Annotated in this window: 16 protein-coding genes; 8 read left to right on the top strand and 8 right to left on the bottom strand. The window is 68.6% G+C overall.

The window, feature by feature from the left end:
* Positions 1-208: 208 nt before the first annotated feature.
* The 5 genes from AC1D2H_RS13055 to AC1D2H_RS13035 form a co-directional block, all read right to left on the bottom strand.
* Positions 209-2,239 carry a sensor domain-containing diguanylate cyclase gene (locus AC1D2H_RS13055; protein WP_478011252.1) on the bottom strand — a complete coding sequence of 677 codons (2,031 nt, stop codon included), beginning with the start codon at positions 2,237-2,239 and terminating at the stop codon, positions 209-211.
* A 73-nt stretch (positions 2,240-2,312) separates the two neighbouring features.
* Complete coding sequence (locus AC1D2H_RS13050; protein WP_478011251.1) at positions 2,313-4,412, bottom strand: GGDEF domain-containing protein; 2,100 nt, start codon at positions 4,410-4,412, stop codon at positions 2,313-2,315.
* Between the two features lie 122 nt (positions 4,413-4,534).
* Complete coding sequence (locus AC1D2H_RS13045) at positions 4,535-6,226, bottom strand: ABC transporter ATP-binding protein (RefSeq protein WP_478011250.1); 1,692 nt, start codon at positions 6,224-6,226, stop codon at positions 4,535-4,537.
* Positions 6,223-7,248 carry an ABC transporter permease gene (locus tag AC1D2H_RS13040; RefSeq protein WP_477930098.1) on the bottom strand — a complete coding sequence of 342 codons (1,026 nt, stop codon included), beginning with the start codon at positions 7,246-7,248 and terminating at the stop codon, positions 6,223-6,225. Before AC1D2H_RS13040 ends, AC1D2H_RS13045 begins: the two co-directional genes overlap by 4 nt.
* A 165-nt stretch (positions 7,249-7,413) precedes the next feature.
* Complete coding sequence (locus tag AC1D2H_RS13035; RefSeq protein WP_477930096.1) at positions 7,414-8,352, bottom strand: ABC transporter permease; 939 nt, start codon at positions 8,350-8,352, stop codon at positions 7,414-7,416.
* A 141-nt stretch (positions 8,353-8,493) separates the two neighbouring features.
* On the opposite strand from AC1D2H_RS13035, the gene AC1D2H_RS13030 reads away from it, so the two are divergent.
* From AC1D2H_RS13030 to AC1D2H_RS13000, 7 genes are all read left to right on the top strand, one after another.
* Positions 8,494-10,302 (top strand): ABC transporter substrate-binding protein, encoded by a 1,809-nt coding sequence (locus AC1D2H_RS13030; RefSeq protein ID WP_478011249.1) that lies wholly within the window; start codon positions 8,494-8,496, stop codon positions 10,300-10,302.
* 8 nt (positions 10,303-10,310) lie between these two features.
* Positions 10,311-12,107 carry an ABC transporter substrate-binding protein gene (locus AC1D2H_RS13025; protein ID WP_478011248.1) on the top strand — a complete coding sequence of 599 codons (1,797 nt, stop codon included), beginning with the start codon at positions 10,311-10,313 and terminating at the stop codon, positions 12,105-12,107.
* Positions 12,108-12,211: 104 nt separating this feature from the next.
* Positions 12,212-12,541 (top strand): PspC domain-containing protein, encoded by a 330-nt coding sequence (locus tag AC1D2H_RS13020; RefSeq protein WP_477930090.1) that lies wholly within the window; start codon positions 12,212-12,214, stop codon positions 12,539-12,541.
* Between the two features lie 91 nt (positions 12,542-12,632).
* Positions 12,633-14,246, top strand: a complete 1,614-nt coding sequence (locus tag AC1D2H_RS13015) for a wax ester/triacylglycerol synthase family O-acyltransferase (RefSeq protein WP_478011247.1) — start codon at positions 12,633-12,635, stop codon at positions 14,244-14,246.
* Between the two features lie 757 nt (positions 14,247-15,003).
* Positions 15,004-15,828: an esterase/lipase family protein gene (locus AC1D2H_RS13010; RefSeq protein ID WP_478011246.1), complete on the top strand. Its 825-nt coding sequence runs from the start codon at positions 15,004-15,006 to the stop codon at positions 15,826-15,828.
* A 94-nt stretch (positions 15,829-15,922) separates the two neighbouring features.
* Positions 15,923-16,519, top strand: a complete 597-nt coding sequence (locus AC1D2H_RS13005; protein WP_478011245.1) for an ATP-dependent Clp protease proteolytic subunit — start codon at positions 15,923-15,925, stop codon at positions 16,517-16,519.
* Positions 16,519-17,415 carry an alpha/beta fold hydrolase gene (locus AC1D2H_RS13000; protein ID WP_478011244.1) on the top strand — a complete coding sequence of 299 codons (897 nt, stop codon included), beginning with the start codon at positions 16,519-16,521 and terminating at the stop codon, positions 17,413-17,415. The genes AC1D2H_RS13005 and AC1D2H_RS13000 overlap by 1 nt, the downstream gene beginning before the upstream one ends.
* Before the next feature lie 11 nt (positions 17,416-17,426).
* Here the strand turns inward: AC1D2H_RS13000 and AC1D2H_RS12995 are convergent, their stop codons facing one another.
* The 3 genes from AC1D2H_RS12995 to AC1D2H_RS12985 all read right to left on the bottom strand — a co-directional run bounded on the left by AC1D2H_RS12995 (position 17,427) and on the right by AC1D2H_RS12985 (position 18,910).
* Positions 17,427-18,029 carry a hypothetical protein gene (locus AC1D2H_RS12995; protein WP_478011243.1) on the bottom strand — a complete coding sequence of 201 codons (603 nt, stop codon included), beginning with the start codon at positions 18,027-18,029 and terminating at the stop codon, positions 17,427-17,429.
* 68 nt (positions 18,030-18,097) lie between these two features.
* Complete coding sequence (locus AC1D2H_RS12990) at positions 18,098-18,493, bottom strand: DUF1801 domain-containing protein (protein ID WP_478011242.1); 396 nt, start codon at positions 18,491-18,493, stop codon at positions 18,098-18,100.
* A gap of 3 nt (positions 18,494-18,496) precedes the next feature.
* Positions 18,497-18,910 (bottom strand): copper chaperone PCu(A)C, encoded by a 414-nt coding sequence (locus AC1D2H_RS12985; RefSeq protein WP_478011241.1) that lies wholly within the window; start codon positions 18,908-18,910, stop codon positions 18,497-18,499.
* A gap of 152 nt (positions 18,911-19,062) precedes the next feature.
* Here AC1D2H_RS12985 and AC1D2H_RS12980 point away from each other — a divergent pair, with 152 nt between their 5' ends.
* On the top strand, positions 19,063-19,962 hold the full coding sequence (locus AC1D2H_RS12980; protein WP_478011240.1) for a hypothetical protein: 900 nt from the start codon (positions 19,063-19,065) through the stop codon (positions 19,960-19,962).
* Positions 19,963-20,147 lie beyond the last annotated feature (185 nt).

The raw sequence follows: 20,147 nt of genomic DNA, 5'->3' as shown, positions 1-20,147 counted from the left end.
ACCGCGGGCCGAGCGCCGGGCCGCTCCCTAGCCGGCCCGCCATGGCGATGTGCTTGGGGCTCCATGCCGCAAGCATCGCCGTCCCCGCGGGGGCTGAGCCCGGACACATTGCGCCCGGTGGGCGCGATGTGCCTGGCGAAGAGCTGCGGCTCATGCCGCAGCGCGGCCTGCAAGGCCGGCCAAGGTACTCCTTGGACGAGGGGCCTACTCATTGCGGGCCTGGCAACTGCCTGAGCTTGACCTGGCCGTTCATGCAGGCGGCATCGAAGTCCTGCAGCACGGCGGTCAACGCGTTGCTGTCGGGGGTCTCGACGGCGCTGATGCCGACGCCACGGTTGCGGCCCTCGGCCTTGGCCTTGTAGAGCACCATGTCGGCCCAGTTGACGGCCTGCTCCCAGTGCAGGCGCAGGCCCGCGCCGGCCGCGCCGCCAAGGGGGAAGCTGGCGAAGCCCATGGAAGCGGTGACGCGCAGCGGGCCCTCGGGCGTCTCGACCGGCTGGCCACCGATGCCGCGCAGGATGCGCTCGGCCATCAGCGCGAGGTCGTCGCCCGGCAGCTCCGGCGCGAAGACGAGGAACTCCTCCCCGCCCCAGCGCACGACCAGGTCGGTATCGCGCACGGCCGCCTTGATGCGGCGCGCCACTTCGACGATGACGGCATCGCCGGCCGCATGGCCGTGCCAGTCGTTGACGTTCTTGAAGTGGTCGATGTCGATCATCATCAGCGCGCCGACGAAGCCCTCGCCCTTGGCGTCGCGGGCGCCCTGGTCCATGACGGCCAGGAAGTGGCGGCGGTTGGACAAATCGGTCAAGGGATCGCGCTCGCTCTGGGCCCGCAGCAGGCTCTGGTTGGCCGTCAAGCGGGTCTGGGCGCGGCGCATGCGCACCAGCGTCACGCCGACCAGGGCGACGGACAGCAGCAGCAGCGCGCCGACGGCGAGGCCGACCTGTTGCGCGAGCTGCTGGTTGGAGATCTGCTGGTCCTTGAGCTGGCCGTCACGCGCCAGCAGGTCGAGGTCGCGCTGCTTGGCGGCGCTGTCGTATTTGCGGCCCAGCTCCTCCAGCGCGGCGGCGCGGTTGCGCTCGTTGGCGCGGGTGTTGAGGTCGCGCTCGGCATGCAGGGCCGCCAGCGCCTCCTTGTACTGGCCGGCCTCGGTCCAGGTCTCGGCGAGCTCGCGCAGCTCGCGGGCGCGCGGCACGAGGTCGGCGGGGTCGGTGCCGAACTCGCCGACCTTGGCGAGTTCCACGCGGGCCTGGTCGAACTGGCGCAGCTTGATGTGGGCCACGGCCAGGTTGTGGTGCAGGCTGCGTTCGTAGAAGCGATCGCCGAAGCGCTGCAGCACCGGCATGGCGCGCTGCCCGGCGGCCAGCGCCTCCTTGGGCAGGCCCAGGTGCATATAGGAATCGACGAGGTTGGAGCGCAGCTGGGCGGCGAGGTGGGGCGCATCGGCCTGCTCTGCCAGCAGCAGTGCGGCCTCGACGGCGCTGCGCGACGCCGCCATGTCGCGGGCGCGGCGCTCGACGGCGGCTTCGTAGTTGCGCACGCGGGCCCCGGCCACGAGGTCGCCAGCGGCCTCAACAGCGGCGGCGCGCAGCTCGACACGGGCCGCGTCCAGGCGGTCCTGGGCCTGCAGCGACACGGCCAGCATGCCCAGGCTGAGGGCGGTCAGGTGCTTGTCTTCGCCGGCGCGGGCCAGGGCCAGGCCCCGCTTGACGCTGGCCTCGGAGACCGCGAAGGCGCCCTGGGCGTATTGCTCGCGTTGCAGGATGCGCAGGGCCTCCCAGGCGCTGCGGAAATCGCAGCCCTGCTCGCGCACGGCACGCGCCTCGTCACCGGCCGGGCAGCGTTTGTCCAGGCCGGCCAGGGCCCGTGCGGCCAGGGCGGTGGCGGACTTGCCGGTGCGCTCCTGCGCCAGCGCGCGCAGCAGCCAGCCGCGGTCGGCACCGTCCTCGCGGCCCATCAGCTGCGCGGCCACGGCGTCGGCCGCCTCGGCCTGGCCGCCGGCCAGCAGCACGCGGCCGCGCGCCATCAGCCAGGCGGCCTCGCGCGGCTGGCCCGGTTCGGCATGGGTGGGCCAGCGCTGGTTCAGCTCGGCCAGCATGGCTTCGGGCGCATCGAAGGCGCGGCGGGTGATGTTGGCCAGCAGCGTGTCCTCGGCCACCGGGTCGGGGGCGACGACCGGTGCGGCGCCCGCGAGGCCCGCGGCCAGCGTCAGACACAGGGCGGCGATCGTCCTCATTGGTGGACCCTTCGCGCTGCGCGCTGTCCCGCCCAGCGGGAGCGAGCTTGCTTGGGACGGCCCGGCGCGGCGCTCATGCGTTGGCCGGCCGGCTCACGGCGTCGGGATGGAAGCTGCTGTCGCCCGCACGGGCCGGGCCGCTGAGGGCCTGCAGGCCCACCTGGCCTTCAGCCCAGGCGGCCTCCAGCCGGGCCGTCAGCTGCGCCGCCGCCAGCGCGTCTTCGGCGTGGATGCGCTCGACGCCATAGGCCTTGTTGCGGCCATGGGACTTGGCCAGATACATGACGGTGTCGACAAGGTCGATGGCACGCTCCCAGGTCAGGCGCAGGCCGTGCGGCGGCACCGGCAGGCTGACGAAGCCGATGGAGGCCGTGACGGGCACTTCGCGGCCTTCGTAATGCACCGGCTTGCCGCCGACGAGGTCCAGCAGGCGCTGGGCCAGCTGGGCCGCGAACACGCCCTCGCGGCCACGCGCGACGATGAGGAATTCCTCGCCGCCCCAGCGCACGATGAGGTCATCGTCACGCACGGCCTGGCGCAGCCGCTGGGCGATCTCGATGAGGACGACGTCGCCGGCGGCGTGGCCGAAGCTGTCGTTGATGCGCTTGAAATGGTCGATGTCGATCAGGAAGACGCTGGCCGACAGGCCCTCGGCACTGGACAAATTCTTGATCGCGGCCTGGAAGTGGCGGCGGTTGGCCAGGCCGGTCAGCGGGTCGGTCTCGCTCTGGCGCTTCAGCGAGGCGTTGCTGTGGGCCAGGGCCTCGTTGGTGCGGCGCACGCGCCGGAAGGCCTGGTAGAGCAGGCCGAGCGAGACGAGCACGCAGCCGCCCATGGCCGACCACAGCGTCAGCCCCAGGTTGCGCTGGTGGACCTGCTCGGCCTTGAGGGCGTTGTCGCGGTTGAGCAGCTCGATGTCGCGCGCGCGCTGCTCGGCGTCCTGGCGCTCCTGGGCTTCGAGCAGCAGCTTGCGGGTCTCGTCGCGCAGCACGCGCTCGTCCATGCGGCGGTGCTCGCGGTAGGCGGCGATGGCGCCCGCCAGGTCGCCGGCCTTTTCCAGATAGCCCGCCAGCTCCTGCCAGCCGGCCGACGCATAGGCGAGGGCGCCCTGCTGCTCGTCCAGCGTGATGCCGGCGCGCACATCGTCGCGGCCCTCGGCGATGCGGCCCATCGAGATCTTGGCCAGGCCGATGTTGGAGCGGGCGACGCTCTCGGCACTGATGTTGCGCGTCGCACGCGCGAGCGGCAGGGCCTGCTCGGCGAGTTCCAGCGCCCGCGCCGGATGGCCCTGGCGCAGGTGGTAGTCGGCGAAATTGGCCAGGCCCAGGGCGCGCACCGAGTCTGCGCCGGCGCGCGTGGCCTGTTCCAGCGCATCGGAATTGGCCTGCAGCGTGATGCTGGAGTCGCTGTCCTCGGCATAGACGATGCCGCGCATCGTGTAGACCTGGTTCAGCGTCATCGGGTCAGGATCCTTCTGGGCCTCGGTCAGCGCCTGGCCGATGAGCTGGCGGGCGCGCGCCGGCGTGTCGGCCCGGTTGGACGTGAAGGCCAGGTCCACCAGCGTCAGCGCGACGCGCCAGGGCTGGCCCATCTGTTCGGCCAGGCGCTGGGCCGCGTGGCCCTGGTTCAGCGACAGGTCGAGCTCGCCCGAGTCGCTGGCGATGGCCGTGAGCTGGTGGTGGTAGCGCCAGCGGAACACCGGTGCGGCGGCATTGAGCTGGGCGGCGTCCACGGCCATCAGCAGCTTGCGGGCCTCGCGCAGGTCGCCGTGGGAGCGCAGGTATTCGGCGCTGACGCTGGCCGCGGCGACGGCGGCGGCGGCGCGCAGCTCGCCGGCGGGCCAGTCGCGCAGGCGTTGGGAAATCTGGTCGGTCAGCGCCCGGTCGCGTGCGTAGGCAGCGAGCAGGCCGCGCAGGGCCAGCACCTCGAGCTCGGCGGCGCTGCCGGTGGCGAGCTTCTCGCCGCGAGCCCGCAGCTCCTGCTCCAGCGGCGCAGGCTTGGCGCGGGAGGCGCGCTCGATGCGTTCGAGGTCGCGGGCCAGGCCTTCGTCGCGCACGGCCGAAGCGGTGGACGCGGGCGTGCCGGCGCCATCGCCGGGCGAGCAGGCGCACAGCAATGCCAATGCGGCCAGCGCCGCGCACAGCGTCGATCGGGAAGCCAGAGTTCGATACATCGGGGCGTTGGACGGCCGAGCATGCCGAGCCGCACCGCGGATTTCAGCGCGGTTCAGGCGGGATGTTGAGGATCCCACGTCCGAGACCGTTGAAATTACACGCAACCGTAAGAATCGGCCGCCTAGGCCGGCCGGGCGACGGCCCCCTGGTAGCCCCGCGGCACGGCGCCGAGCAGGCGGCGCGTGTATTCCTCACGCGGCGCCTGGATGATGTCGCGCGTGGTGGCCTGCTCGACCACGTCCCCGTTCTGCATGACCAGCACCTCGTCGGAGATGAACTTGACGACCGCCAGGTCGTGGCTGATGAAGATGTAACTCAGGCCGAACTCGTCCTGCAGGTCCTTCAGCAGATTGAGCACCTGGGCCTGCACCGACACGTCCAGGGCGGACACCGCCTCGTCCAGCACCAGCACCTCGGGCTGCAGCGTCAGGCAGCGCGCGATGGCGATGCGCTGGCGCTGGCCGCCGCTGAACTCATGCGGGTACTTGCCCATCGCGCTTTCGTCCAGGCCCACCTTCTGCAGCAGGGCCACGGCACGCGCCTCGCGCTCGGCCGTGTTCGCGCCGATGCCGTGGATCTCCATCGGCTCGCGCAGCGTCTGGCCGATCGTGAAGCGCGGGTTCAGCGAGGCATAGGGGTTCTGGAACACGACCTGGATGCGGCGGCGCATCTGCTGCCAGTCGGCGCCGCTCATCTTGAGCAGGTCCCGGCCTTCAAACAGCACCTGGCCGCCCGTGGGTTCATGCAGGCGCAACAGCGTCAGGCCCATGGTCGTCTTGCCCGAGCCGGACTCGCCGACGACGCCGAGCGTGTGGCCCTTGCGCAGCTTGAAGTTCACGCCCTTGACGGCCTTGAACTCGCGCTTGCCGAACAGGCCGTCCTTCAGCCAGAAGCTCTTCTGCAGGCCGGTCGCTTCCAGCACGACGGGTGCGTTGGCGTCCTTGGCCTTGATGTCGGTGGAAGCCGCGCGGCCGGCGATGTGATCGTCGATGACCATCAGCCGCGCCGGGTTCTCGGTCAGCGACGGCCGGCAGGCCAGCAGGGCCTTGGTGTAGGCGTCCTGGGGGTCGCTGAAGATGTTCGCCACCGGCGCGTTCTCGCGCACCTGGCCGTGGCGCATGACGACGACCTGGTCCGAGATCTCGCCGACGACGCCGAGGTCGTGCGAGATGAACAGCAGGCTCATCCGATGCGATTCCTTGAGCTTGGCCAGCAGCTCCATGACCTGGCGCTGGATGGTCACGTCCAGCGCCGTCGTCGGCTCGTCGGCGATCAGCAGCTTCGGGCTGCAGGCCAGCGCCACGGCGATCATCACGCGCTGCTGCTGGCCGCCCGACATCTCGTGCGGGTAGGCCGACAGGCGCCGCCTGGGCTCGGGGATGCCGACCTCATTGAGCAGTTCCTCGGCGCGGACGAGCGCCTGGCGGCGGCTCATGCCCATGTGCTTCATCAGCGGCTCGCAGATCTGCGTGGCCACGTTGAAGACCGGGTTCAGCGAGCTCATCGGGTCCTGGAAGACGCAGGCGATCTCCTTGCCGCGGATGGCCTGCAGTTCGCGCAGGCCGGTCTGCAGCAGGTCGCGGCCCTGGAACAGGATGCGGCCCTCACGCTCGGCATTGCTGGGCAGCAGGTTGAGGATGGACATGGCCGTCACGCTCTTGCCCGAGCCCGATTCGCCGACGAGGGCGACCGTGCTGTTCTCCGGCACGTCGAAGCTGATGCCCTTGACGGCCAGCTGGCGCTGCATGACGCCGTCGACCTTGCCCATGCGGAAGGCGACCTTGAGGTCTTGGATGCTGAGGAGCATGCTCATTCGAGACCTCGCAGCTTGGGGTCCAGGGCGTCGCGCAGCGCATCGGTGAAGAGGGCGAACGCGGTGACGAAGACGGCCATGGCCGTGGTCACGGCGGCGAGCTGCCACCAGTAGCCCAGGATCATCTCGTTTTGCGCCTCGCCCAGCATCGTGCCCCAGGAAACCTGGTCGACACCCACGCCCAGACCGAGGTAGCTCAGGATGACTTCGCTCTTGATGAAGCTGACGACGTGCAGGGACAGCTGCACCAGCGCCACGTGGGACACATTGGGCAGGATGTGCTTGAACATGCGCGACCACTGCGAGGCACCGATGGCCTCGGCCGAGCGCACGTACTCGCGTCCGCGGTGCTTGATGAATTCGGCGCGGATCAGGCGGTAGATGCCGGTCCAGCCCGTCAGCGCGAGGATGATGACGACCGCCCCGACGCCGCGCGGGAAGATGGCCGCGAAGGCGAAGATCAGCAGGATGCTGGGGATGGCGGTGAAGACGTTGTAGACCCACTCCAGGAAGTCGCCGATCCTGCCKCCGAAGAAGCCGGAGATGGCGCCCAGCACGGTGCCGATCAGCGTCGCCACGACGGCCGCCGCCAGGCCCACGAAGATGGACACCTCGGCGCCCTTGATGACCTTGGCCAGCACGTCGCGGCCAAGGCGGTCGCCACCCAGCGGCAGCGTCTCGGCCTTGACGACCTCTTCGGTCTTGAAGGCCTTGGCCCGCTCGGCCCATTCGCCATAGCGGGGTGCCAGCGGGTCAATGTCGGACAGGTCGACATTCGGGCCCTTGGGCGCGCTAATGGTGCCGGTGTCTTCGGCGGGCTGGGGCCCGAGCAGCGTCGGCGGCGCGTTGGGCACGGCGACCTCCCGCTGCCAGCCCGACGCCAGCAGTTGGGTGGCCGCCAGCAGCACGAGGACGAGGAAGGCGCCGACGATGCCCATCGACACGACGCCGACGCGGTCGGTCTTGAGGCGCCGCCAGGAAGCGGCCCAGACGCCGCCGGAGGAGTTGGAGATCGCGGTCATGTCAGTTGTTCGTGATGCATGAAATCCGCGGGCCGAGCGCCGGGCCGCTCCCTAGCCGGCCCGCACTGGCGATGTGCTTGCCGGTTGATCCGGCAAGCATCGGCGTCCCCTCGGGGGACCGACCGGGCTGCCCGCGTTCAGCTGGGCAAGACTGGGCGAGGGGTCTCATTTCAGCACCACGCGGGGGTCGACCAGCTTGTAGAGCAGGTCCACCACAAGGTTGACCGTCATCGTCAGCGCCGCCAGGTAGATGGCGAAGGCCTGGATGACGGGATAGTCGCCGCGGTTGACGGCCAGCAGCAGCTCACGGCCGAGGCCGGGGATGGAGAAGAACACCTCGATCAGGAAGCTGCCCACCAGCACGCCAGGCAGCAGCACCGACACATTGGTCAGGATGGGGATCATCGCGTTGCGCAGCACATGCTTGAGCAGCACGGTGGTGTCGGTGAGGCCCTTGGCGCGCGCGGTGCGCACATAGTCGTGGCCGATCTCGTCGAGGAAGAAGCTGCGGTACAGCCGGATCTGCGGCGCCATCGACACCGCCACGGCCACCAGCACGGGCAGCGGGGCGTAGGTGGTGAGGTTGGTCCAGGTGCTGGCCGTCCAACCCTGCACCGGGAACCAGCCGAGGCGGAAGGCAAACAGGTACTGGGCCAGGATGACGTAGACCAGCAGCGAGATGGACACGGCGATCGTCGAGCAGACCATGACGGTGCGGTCCGTCAAGCTGCCGCGCACGGCGGCCACGGCCATCGCGAAGGGGATGGCCAGCAGCACCTCGAGGATGAGGATGGGCAGGGTCACCGTCAGCGTGGCGGGCAGGCGCGTTGCGAACAGGTTGGCGACTGCCTCGTTGGTCGCCCAGCTGCGGCCCCAGTCGAAGGTGACGATCTGCTTGACGAAGATCCACAGCTGCTCCCAGACCGGCTTGTTCAGGCCGAGCTGCTCGCGGATCGATTCAATCATCTCCGGGCTGGCGTTCATGCCGCCGAGGATGACGGTCGGGTCGTTGCCGAAGTACTTGAACAGGAAGAACACCAGCAGCACGACGCCGAGCAGGGTCGGGATCATCTGCCACAGGCGTCGGATCAGATAGGCCGCCATCGGGGCTCCCAAAAACCACAAACCCCGCCAGGCAAGCGGGGTTACACCAGAAAACGGGCCGGAGTCTATGCGAGCAAAGCGCGGCCCCGGCCTGACGGTTTCACTAGACTCCGCGACTTCTCCGCCTTGCGCGCCCCCGCGATGAAGCTTTTCTCCCTGCTGACCACCCTCTTGCTGGCCTGTGCGATGACCGGCGCCCAAGCCCAGAGTCCGCCCCAGGAGAAGGTGCTGCGCTACGCCTTCAAGGTGGCCGAAACCGGTTTCGACCCGGTCCAGGTGACCGACAAATACTCCAAGGACATCCTCGGCGGCATCCTGGACGCGCCGCTGGAATACGACTTCGGCACCCGCCCCTTCAAGCTGCGCCCGGCCACTCTTTCCGAGATGCCCGAGATCAGTGCCGACTTCAAGACCATCACGATGCGGGTCAAGCCCGGCATCTATTTCTCCGACGACCCGGCCTTCAAGGGTGCCAGGCGCGAGCTGACGGCGGCCGACTATGTCTACAGCATCAAGCGCCACTACGACCCCGCGCTGAAGAGCGGCAATCTCTACATCCTGGAGAACGTCAAGATTCTCGGCCTGTCGGAGCTGCGCAGGGAGCTCATGAAGGTCAAGAAGCCCTTCGACTACGACCGCGAGGTCGAAGGCCTCAAGACCCTGGACCGCTACACGCTGCAGCTCAAGCTCGGCGTCGGCGACCCGCGCTTCGTGCAGCAATTCGGCGACGCCGGCTTCCTGGGCGCCGTCGCGCGCGAGGTCGTCGAGTTCTATGGCGACAAGATCATGGAACACCCGGTCGGCACCAATGCCTTCCGCCTGGTCGAGTGGCGGCGCAGCTCGCGCGTCGTGCTCGAGAAGAACCCCAACTTCCGCGACCTGCGCTACGCCGAGGTCGCGCCGCCCGACGCCAGCGACAAGCTCAAGGCCGAGGTCGCGGCCCTGCAGGGCCGGAAGCTGCCGCTGGTGGACCGTGTCGTCATCGACATCATCGAAGAGGCCCAGCCGCGCTGGCTGTCCTTCCTGCGCGGCGAGGCGGACGTCATCGAGGAGGTGCCCATCGACTTTGCCTCGGTCGCCATGCCGGGCAACCACCTGGCGCCCAACCTCGCCAAGCTGGGGCTGACGATGACGCGCTATCCGCGCGCCGACGTCTCGGTCAGCTACTTCAACATGGAGGACGCGGTCGTCGGCGGCTACACGCCCGAGCGCATCGCGCTGCGCCGCGCCATCAACCTGGCCGTCGACCTGGACAAGGAGATCCGCCTCGTGCGTCGCGGCCAGGCGCTGAAGAGCCAGGGGCCGATGCCGACGACGGTGTTCGGCTATGACCCGGCCTTCAAGTCGGAGATGAGCGAGTTCAGCCTCGCCAAGGCCAAGGCCCTGCTCGACCTCTATGGCTATGTCGATCGCGACGGCGACGGCTGGCGCGAGCAGCCCGACGGCAAGCCGCTGGCCATCGAGTACTCGACGCTGGCCGATGGCGAGCGCCGCCAGCTCGCCGAGCAGTGGCAGAAGAACATGGCCGCCCTGGGCATCCGCATGAGCTTCAAGATCGGCAAGTTCCCGGAGCAGCTCAAGGCCGCCAACGCCGGCAAGCTGCAGATGTGGGGCGTAGGCTGGGTCGGCACGACACCCGACGGCGACACCTTCCTGGCACTGGGCTCCAGCAAGGCCAAGGGCAATGCCAACAAGCCGCGCTTCGACCTGCCGGCCTTCGAGGCGCTGTTCGACAAGCAGAAGGCCCTGCCCGATGGTCCCGAGCGCCAGGCGCTGATGAACGAAGCGCAGCGCCTGCTGATTGCCTACGCCCCCTACAAATTCCACGTCCACCGCATCTGGACCGACATGGCCCAGCCCTGGGTCAGGGGCTACAGCCGCAATCTCTTCGTGCGCGACTTCTGGAAATACCTCGACATCGACGCCGCCGCGCTGCCCAAAGCCAAGTAAGACCCCCCATGAAACACCTGCTCGCCGCATGCGCTGCCTGCTTGTCCCTGCTCGCTCCGGCCCGGGCGGCCGAGCCGGTGAAGACGCTGCACTACGCCTTCCTGATCGCCGAGACCGGCTTCGACCCGGTGCGGCTGTCGGACATCTACTCGCGCACGCTGACCGCCCACATCTTCGAGAGCCTCTACACCTACGACCCGCTGGCGCGGCCGACGCGCATCGTGCCGCAGATCGCCGCCGGCGAGCCCGACATCAGTGCCGACTTCAAGACCTTCACCTTCAAGCTCAGGCCCGGCATCTACTTCGCCGACGACCCGGCCTTCAAGGGCAGGAAGCGCGAGGTCACGGCGCAGGACTTCGTCTACAGCATCAAGCGCTATGCCGACCCCGCCAACAACGCCCAGGGCTGGTCCAGCTATGAGGACGCCGCCATCGTCGGCCTGGAGGAGCTGCGCGAGCGCGTCATCCGGTCCAAGAAGCCCTTCCCCTACGACACCGAGGTCGAGGGCCTGAAGGCGCTGGACCGCTACACGCTGCAGGTCAGGACGCGTGAGCCGCGCCCGCGCCTGGTCGAATCCATCTTCGCGAACAACGACCTGTACGGCGCCGTCGCCCGCGAGGTCGTCGAGTTCTATGGCGACACCATCATGGAGCACCCGGTCGGCACCGGCCCCTTCGTGCTGAAGGAATGGCGGCGCAGCTCGCAGATCGTCTTCGAGCGCAACCCAGGCTATAGGGAGCGCCATTACGAGGCCGTGCCCACGCCCGGCGACAGGGAAGCCGAGGCCATCTACGCCAAGCTGAAGGGCCGGCGCATCCCGATGATCGACCGCGTCGTCGTCGACGTCATCGTCGAGAGCCAGCCGCGCTGGCTGGCCTTCCTGAACAACGAGCACGACTTCATCGAGCGTGTGCCCGAGGACTTCATCACCCAGGCCGCGCCGGGCGGCAAGCTGGCGCCCAACCTCGCCAAGCGCGGCATGCATGCGGTGTTCACGCTGACGCCGGACATGACGATGACCTGCTTCAACCTCGACGACCCGGTCGTCGGCGGCGTGACGCCCGACAAGGTCGCGCTGCGCCGCGCGCTGTCGCTGGCCTACGACGTGAACAAGGAGATCCTCATCGCCCGCCGCGGCCAGGCCGTGCCGGCCCAGTCGCCCATCGTGCCCCACACCACCGGCTATGAGCCGGGCTTCAAGAGCGAGATGGGCGACTACGACCCGGCGCGTGCCCGCGCGCTGCTCGACATGTACGGCTATGTCGACAAGGATGGTGACGGCTGGCGCGACCTGCCCGACGGCAGCCCCCTCGTCATCACGCGCAACACCGAGCCCAAGTCGGTGAACCGCGCCATCGACGAGCTGTGGGAGAAGGCGCTGCGCGCCGTCGGCATCCGCATGAAGATCAAGATCCAGCAGTGGCCCGAGAACCTGAAGGCGGCCCAGGCCGGCAACTACCAGATGTGGCCGGTCGGCTCGACGGCGGCCCAGCCCGACGGCCAGGGTGCGCTGCAACGCTATTACGGCCCCGCTGCGGGCACGCAGAACCTGCCACGTTTCAAGAACGCGCGCTTCGACGCCATCTACGACCGCATGCAGGCCCTGCCCGATGGCCCCGAACGCGAGGCCCTGTTCAAGGAGGCCAAACGCATGGCCGTGGCCTACATGCCCTACAAGGTCAATGTGCACCGCATCCTCACGGACATCGAGCAGCCCTCGATGACGGGCTTCTACCGCCCGCTGTTCTGGCTGGACTTCTGGCAGTTCATCGACATCGACCCGAGCAAACAGCCTGTCCATTGAATTCCGCGGCGGCATCCCACGAAATCGACGGCCTGTCGCATGCCTCTGGCCTGCACGCACAGGACCGCTAGGCTTCGTTCCATCAACCCCGCAAGGAGCCCCAAATGAACGACGCTGACGAACTCAACAAGCTGGCCGACCTGCATGCGCGTGGCGTGCTCAACGACGAGGAATTCGCCAAGGCCAAGGCCCGCGTGCTCGGCGGCCACACCGCGGCGGCTTCGAGCAGCGCGCAGAGCCCCAACATCGGTGCCGTCAACGGCCTGCGCCGGGCCCGCGTCGACCGCTGGATCGGCGGCGTCTGTGGCGGCATCGCCCGCGTGACCGGCCTCGATTCCTGGGTCTGGCGCCTCATCTTCACGGTGCTCTTCCTGGCCTTCGGCAGCGGCATCCTGCTCTACATCCTGCTGTGGATCTTCGTCCCCGAGGAATGAACTGACGGCGGCCCGGGAAGGGTCGCCCCCGAGACGCCGGCGGCGGGCAGCGCGGGTATGCTGGGCTGAAACAAGCCCAGGAGACGCCCCGATGAAACAGCTCGCCGGCCTCGACGCCAGCTTCCTCTACCTGGAAACGCCGCAGATGCCGATGCATGTCGGCGCCCTGCACCTGCTGGAGCTGCCCGTCGGTTACGACGGCGACTACATCGAAGACCTGCGCGAGCACATGCGGGCCCGCATGCCGCTGCTGCCGGCCCTGCGCCGCCGCCTCGTCGCGATGCCGCTGGGCCTGTCCAACCCGGGCTGGGTGGACGCCGAGCCCGACCTCGAGGAGCACATCGTCGAGATCGCCCTGCCCGAGGGCAGCGGCATGGCCGAGCTGGAAGCCCAGGTCGGCGCCCTGCACCCGGTGCTGCTGGACCGCGGCCTGCCGCTGTGGAAGTTCCACGTCTTCACCGGGCTGGACTCGGGCCCCGAGGGCCAGCCGCGCATCGCGCTGTACACCCAGCTCCACCATGCCGCCGTGGACGGCCAGGCCGCCGTGGCGCTGGCCCAGGTCATCCTCGACCTCAGCCCCGAGCCGCGCCCCATCGACGCCATCGCCGCGCGCGGCAAGAAGCGCGGCCAGCTCGGCACCGTCGGCATGCTGCGCGCGGCCGTGTCCCAGCAGTGGAAGCAGACCGTCAAGCTGGCCCGCTCCCTGCCCAGCGCCGCCAACATCCTCGGCAACATGGCCATGGGCTATGCCGGCGGCGCCGCGGCCGGCGCCTCCATCGACAAGCTGCGCAACCTGCTGGGCGACGTGGCCGCGCAGACCACGGCCGTGGTGCGCGGCAAGAAAGCAGTCTCCAGCCTGGGCCCGGCGCCGCGCACACGCTTCAACGTCAGCCTGTCCGACACGCGCTCCTTTGCGGGCGTGACGCTGGCCCTGGCCGAGCTGCACCGCACCCGCAAGCGCCACCACGCCAGCGTCAACGACGCCGTCCTCTTCGTCATCGGCGGCGCACTGCGGCGCTTCCTGACCAAGCACGGCCCGCTGCCGCGCAAGAGCCTGATCGCCGCCGTGCCCGTGTCCACGCGCGCCGCTGGCGACACCACGTCCAACAACCAGGCGACCATGACCTTCATGAGCCTGGGCACGCACCTGAGCAACCCGGGCGAGCGCCTGGCCCATGTGATGGCCTCCAGCAAGGCCATGAAGGCACAGATGAGCCAGCTCAAGAGCCTGATGCCGACCGACTTCCCCAGCCTGGGCATCCCCTGGCTGATGCAGGCCGGCGCCATGCTCTACGGCCGCGCCAAGGTGGCCGAGAAGCTGCCCGTCGTCGCCAACGTCGTCATCTCCAACGTGCCCGGGCCGCAGCTGCCGCTGTATCTGGCCGGCGCCAAGATGCTGACCAACTACCCCACGTCGATTGCCGTGCACGGCCTGGCGCTGAACGTGACGGTGCAGACCTACAACCAGTCCCTGGACATCGGCCTGATGGCCTGCGGCGAGGCCATGCCCGAGACCGCCGAGTTCGCGGCCTATGTCGAGGCGGCCTTCATGGAGTTCCAGGCGCTGCCGGTGGCGGAGGTGGTCGAGGCTGAGCCCGCGCCGGTGGTGAAGAAGAAGGCGCCGGTGAAGAAGGTGGCGGCGAAGAAGACGGTGGTGAAGAAGGCCGCGGCACCGGCGAAGCGAAGGACAGCCAACGCGGCTTGAGCGCGCATGCAGGCCTCGTACTGGGATTGGCTGCTCTGGGGCTCTGTGCTCCTGGGCGGTGTCGCCTTTGCCCGTCACGTCGCCAACGACGATGGCCACCTGAAGGCCCATCGCGAGCAGGCCTTGCAAAGGCGGCTGGCGCGCTATCCCGCCAGCGCCCGCGCAGTCATCATCCGAGCTCAGCCGGTCCCATGGACGCGGACTGTTTTAGCACTTGGCTCAATCATCGTCATCGCCGCCGGGATTCCATATTTCCTCAGGGGCGGCATCCCACTCCTGTGTAACCGCATTGGCCCTGCCAGCACCTTGGAGTGGCTCCGCTTTGCACTATTTCCTGGAGTGCCGGCGTTGCTAATGTGGCCCGTCGCGATCGGCCTTCGACAGGCTGTCCGGATACTGCGAGGCGGTTACGCGCCACCGCTGGACTCCAGGCTGGCCCGCGACACCGTCGCCGTGTCGGGCTGGCGGGCTAGGCTGCAAGGCGTGACTAACCTCGCAATCGCAATTGCGGTCATTTGCGTCATAGGCTATTGGATGTACGACCTGCGACGGCCTCTTGACGCCAACGATGCGGGAGCGAGGTTCGTGGCGAGCTGTGTAGTCGGCACGCATTCTCCTCAAGAAGGGCCGGCGCATCGCTGAGGGCGCGCATGCACCAGTCACCAACGCGACACCCTAGCCCCCGGGCAAGCACGCCCCGGAAACAGGCGACAGCTGGCTAACATGGTCAGGCTTTGCCCGCTCTCGCTTTTGCCGCATGCCCGCCATCCGCTCGCCGCGCTTCTCGCGCTGGCAACAGACCCCCACCTCCCCTCACCCCGACTGGTCCGACTTGCGCGCACCCAACGCCTGGCTGCTGATGCTGGAGGGCCGCGCGCCCTGGGAATACGCGGCCCTGCTGGCCACCATGCCGTGGATGAAGAAGCTGCCGCACGGCGACGGGCACCCGGTGCTGGTCTTCCCCGGCCTGGGCGCGCATGACTTCACGACGGCACCGCTGCGCGCCATGCTCGACTCGCTGGGCTACGCGACCCAGGGCTGGGGCCAGGGCTTCAACTTCGGCCCGCGCGCCGGCGTGCTGGAAAAGACCAAGGCCGACCTGATCGAGCTGCACCGGCGGCATGGTCGCAAGGTCAGCCTGCTGGGCTGGAGCCTGGGTGGCATCTATGCCCGCGAACTGGCCAAGGAATGCCCCGAGCTGGCGCGCTGCGTCGTCACGCTGGGCACGCCCTTCACCGGCCACCCGCGCGCGACCAACGCCTGGCGCTTCTTCGAGATGGTCAGCGGCCACGCGTCCAACGACCCCGAGCTGATGGAGCAGATCCGCCAGGCCCCGCCGGTGCCGACGACGTCCATCTACTCCAAGAGCGACGGCGTCGTCGCCTGGCGCTGCAGCGTCAACGAGCCCTCGCCGCTGGCCGAGAACATCGAGGTGCAGGCCAGCCACATCGGCCTGGGCGTGAACCCGATCGCGCTGTATGCGCTGGCGGACCGGCTGGCGCAGCCGGATGGGGAGTGGAAGCCGTTCGAGCCCAAGGGCGCGCGGCGCTGGTTCTACCGCACGCCCAAGGGCGCTGAATAAGCCGTATACGGTGGGCTTGGATTCGCGCCGGGCGCCCCCAGATGGCCCGTGCCGGTCAAGCCTGTATGGTTGCGGTCTGAACAAGGAATCCCCTATGCATCACCACACCCTCGCCGCCGAAGACAAGGCCGCCAAGAAAGAAGCCCCCGAGAAGATGGAAGAGCAGCTGCTGTTCAAGGGCCGCTTCGTCATGGTCTTCGGTGAGATCGACGACAAGATGGCCCTGGCCACCTGCCGCCGCCTGCTGGCCCTCGCGCAGGAATCCGACGCGCCCATCACGCTGCTGATCTCCTCGCCCGGCGGCCATGTGGAGAGCGGCGACGCCATCCACGACATGATCCGCTTCGTGCGCGCGCCGGTGAACGTGGTCGGCACGGGCTGGGTCGCCAGCGCCGGCACCCACATCTATCTCGCGGTGCCCAAGGAGCGTCGTTTCTCCCTGCCCAACACGCGTTTCATGATCCACCAGCCCGCGGGCGGCGCCGGTGGCCAGGCCAGCGACATCGCCATCCAGGCCAAGGAGATCCTGCGTGTTCGCGAGCGCCTGGCCGCCACCATCTCGCAGGCGACCGGCCAGCCGCTGGAGCGCGTGCGCCTCGACATCGAACGCGACTTCTGGATGAGCACCGACGAGGCCATCGCCTACGGGCTGGTGTCGCGCGTCATCGAGCGCCAGGTGGACCTCGGCTGATGCAGGTCAGCGCCAACGGCGTCCACATCGAGGTCGACATCCAGGGGCCGGCCGACGGCGAGCCCCTGCTGATGATCATGGGCCTGGGCATGCAACTCATCGCCTGGCCCGAGGGCCTCGTCGAGCAGTTGGTGGCCAAGGGCTTTCGCGTCATCCGCTTCGACAACCGCGACGTCGGCCTGTCGCAGTCCTTCGACGAGCTCGGCGCCCCCAACATCCCGCTGGCGGCGCTGCTGCACACGCTGCGCCTGCCGGTCAAGGCGCCGTACCAACTGGYCGACCTGGCACGCGACGCCGTCGGCGTGCTGGACGCGCTGGGCATTGCCAAAGCCCATGTCTGCGGCGCGTCGATGGGCGGCATGGTGGCCCAGCACATGGGCTTCGCCCACGCCCAGCGCGTGAAGAGCTTGACGCTGATGATGACGACCAGCGGCGATCGCGGCGTGCCCAAAGAAAGCCTGAAGGTGCGTCGCGCGCTGATCTCGCGCCCCAAGCCCGGCAGCACGCCCGAGCAAAAGTTTCAGAACGTGCTGGACCACTACGTCGGCCTCTACGGCGTCATCGGCAGCCCAGGCTACCCGCCCGAAACCAAGCAGTTGCGCGAGCGCCTCGCACGCGGCATCAAGCGGGCCTTCCGCCCCCAGGCCGTCGCACGCCAGATGGTGGCCATCGCCGCCGACACGCACCGCGCCGAGCGCCTGCCGCGCATCAGCGCGCCCACCCTGGTCATCCATGGCGAGGGCGATGCACTGATCCCGGTGGCAGCGGCGCATGACCTCGCCAAGCGCATTCCCGGCGCGAAGCTTGAAATCATTCCTGGCTGGGGGCACGACCTCCCGGAGGCGCTGTGGCCGCAGCTGGCCGCTGAAATCGCGGTCAATGCGGCAAGGGCCTGAGGGCCCAGCCTTTAGCCCTGGTCCGAGGCGCCGAGCTGCTCGATCGCTTCGTAGGCCTTGACCGCGGCGGCGGCCTCGGCCGTGCGTTCACTGCCTGCCGCCTCGGCGGCCTTGGCCGCCTTTTCGGCCGCCAGCTTGACCTCGTAGGCCTGCTGCTCCAGTGGCGACACGGTGCCGTCCTCGTCGGTGTCGGCTGGCTCGTAGGTCTGGCTGCTGCTGGGGGTGGTGCTGACGCTGGCGGCGGCGACGCCACCACCCGCTCCGCCCGCAGGCGCTTGGCCGCCGGCAGGCGCTGCAGCACGCGCGCCACCGGCGGGGGGTGCTTTGGGCTCGCTGGCCTTGAATTCCTGCACGCTCACCTGGCCGCTGCCGCCGCCATCCAGGCGCACTGGCAAGTCCTCGGCGTTGGGTGCCGCTTGGGTAGCGGCCTGGGTAGCCGGCTGGGTAGCCGCCTGGGTGACCGCCTCAGCCCGCTGCGCGCCTTCGGCTGAAATCTTGACGACCACGGCCTGCGGGTCTTCGGCGGTCGACGGGCTCTTGTTGCCGGGGTCCAGCCATTCGGCAGGACGAAGCAGGGTGCCGACCAAAGCTGGGGTATTGACGGCAGTGACCATGAGCAACTCCGGTGTAATCCCGGGCTATCGGCAGGCCAGGCCAGAACTGAAGCGGTTTTACGCCGGCTTCACACGTTTGCCCGCTGGGGGTTGCCCAGTTCGGCATTCAGCGCCACCGCCGCGCGCACAAGGGCCAGCGCGGTGTCACGCGCCAACGGCGTGTCCTCGTGCAGCTCCAGCGTGCGCAGCTCGAACTTGCCGCCGCCGCGCATGCGCGGCTCGAGGTGCAGCAAGCGCTTGCCACGCCAGAAGCCGAACAGCACGCGGCTGGGCTCGGCACGGACCAGCAGCACCGGGCCGTTGCTGAAATAGACGAGGTGGCCCCACTTGAGCTTTTCCTCCAGGCCAGGCTCAGCCTCCAACACCGCCTCGCGCAATGCCAACACTTGCGCCTGCTGCCAGCCACTGAGCGCGGCGACATAGCCAGCGGGGTCGGTGGCGTCAACGATGTACATCTTCGCCATGAATCAACGCGCCTGCGCCTTGATCTCGACCGCCGTGCGCTGCTTGTCCTCGCCTTCGACGGTCAGCGTCAGCGGCACGGTCTCGCCGGCCTTGATCGGGTTCTTGAGCCCCATCAGCATGACGTGATAGCTGCCGGGCTTCAGCGCCACGGCCTGGCCGGCGGGCAGTGGCAGCGCGTCGACGGCGCGCATCTTCATGACGCCGTCGTCCATCTTCATCTCGTGGATCTCGACCACGGCCGCCACCGGCGAACTGGCCGCGACCACCTTGACCGGCTTGGCCGACGTCAGCTGCATGAAGGCGCCGGTGGCCTTCTGCGGCGCGACGGTGGCGCGCACCCAGGGGTCGTCGACCTTGACTTGAGCCTGGGCGGCGAAGGAGGCAAGCAGGGCAGAGGCGATCAGCAGGCGGCGCATGGTGGATTACTTCAACGACAGGGAAGCTCGCATTGTGCGCAGTCACGGCCAAGCCAGGCGTGGAAATTCCCTGGCGTCAACCGAGGTGGCCGCCGGCAAAGCTGATGCATCATGCGCCGCTCGTCGCATCCAAGAATATCGAGGGAGGAATCATGCGTTCGATTTGCCGAGTCATCGCGGCTGGCCTGTTGCTGGCCGCCAGTTGGTCTGCCCAGGCCCTTTCATTGGTGCCGGGTGATGTGTACACGGCCAACGGCTACCGCACACTCACCCATTACGACCGCAGCGGCAACCTGCTGGAATCGCAGACCCTGTCCTTCGAGCTGGGCTGGTGGATGGAGGGAATGGCCTTCGGTCCGCAGGGCTGGCTCTACGTCTCGTTGTCGACATCCAACGGCGCTGGGCTCTATGCCTTTGACGGCAGTGGCGCCCTGCGAGAAAGCCACGCCGGCAGCTTCTATGGCGAGCTGGCTCTGGGCAACAACGGCCAGCTCTACATGGCCGGCTCCAAGGTCTGGGCCTTCACGCCCGGTGTGCAAACGCCCACCGTCGTCTACGACAGCCATGCCAACGACGTCGCACCCCTGCCGTCGGGCAATCTGCTGGTGCTGTCGGAATACCACCTGGAGGAAAGAACGGCGCAGGGTCAGCTCGTGCGTTCCATCGTTCCCGACAACGCCTGGCTGGTAAATGCGCGCGCCGTCGAGTACGACCCCGTCAGCCATGACATCTTCGTCAGCATGCTGGGCTACACCGATTTCTCGTTTAAGGTGATGCGCCTGGATGGGCAGACGGGCCATGTAAAGGCCAGCGCCACGCTGGCCTATGCCACCGATCTGCTGCTGACCAACGACGGCCGGCTGCTCGTGGGCAGCGACAGCCACGCGTCCACCCTGTACGACCTCGACCTGAACCCGCTCGGCACGCTACCGGGCCCGGCCCAGCTGTACGTCACGCAGATGCCCGTTCCCGAACCCGCCGCGTGCGCCCTACTGCTGCTGGGCCTGCCGCTGCTGGCTTGGCGCAGCCGCCGCGCATCTGGCTCGAGCTGATCCAGCAACGCTGGTGATGAAGGCGGCCCCAGGGGCCGCCTTTTTTCTTTGTGTGGAAGATCAGTGAGTTCTGAACTCTACCGACTGGCAGATCAAGCACTTGGGAAAGACGTGCACGGGCAGTCTTGAACCCGCTGCTCATTCAAGTCTGAACTTTTGCGGATTTCGTCCATTCAACTCTGAAC

The organism is Roseateles sp. P1_C1_2, assembly GCF_056406535.1.
This window is presented reverse-complemented; position numbering and strand designations above follow the sequence as displayed.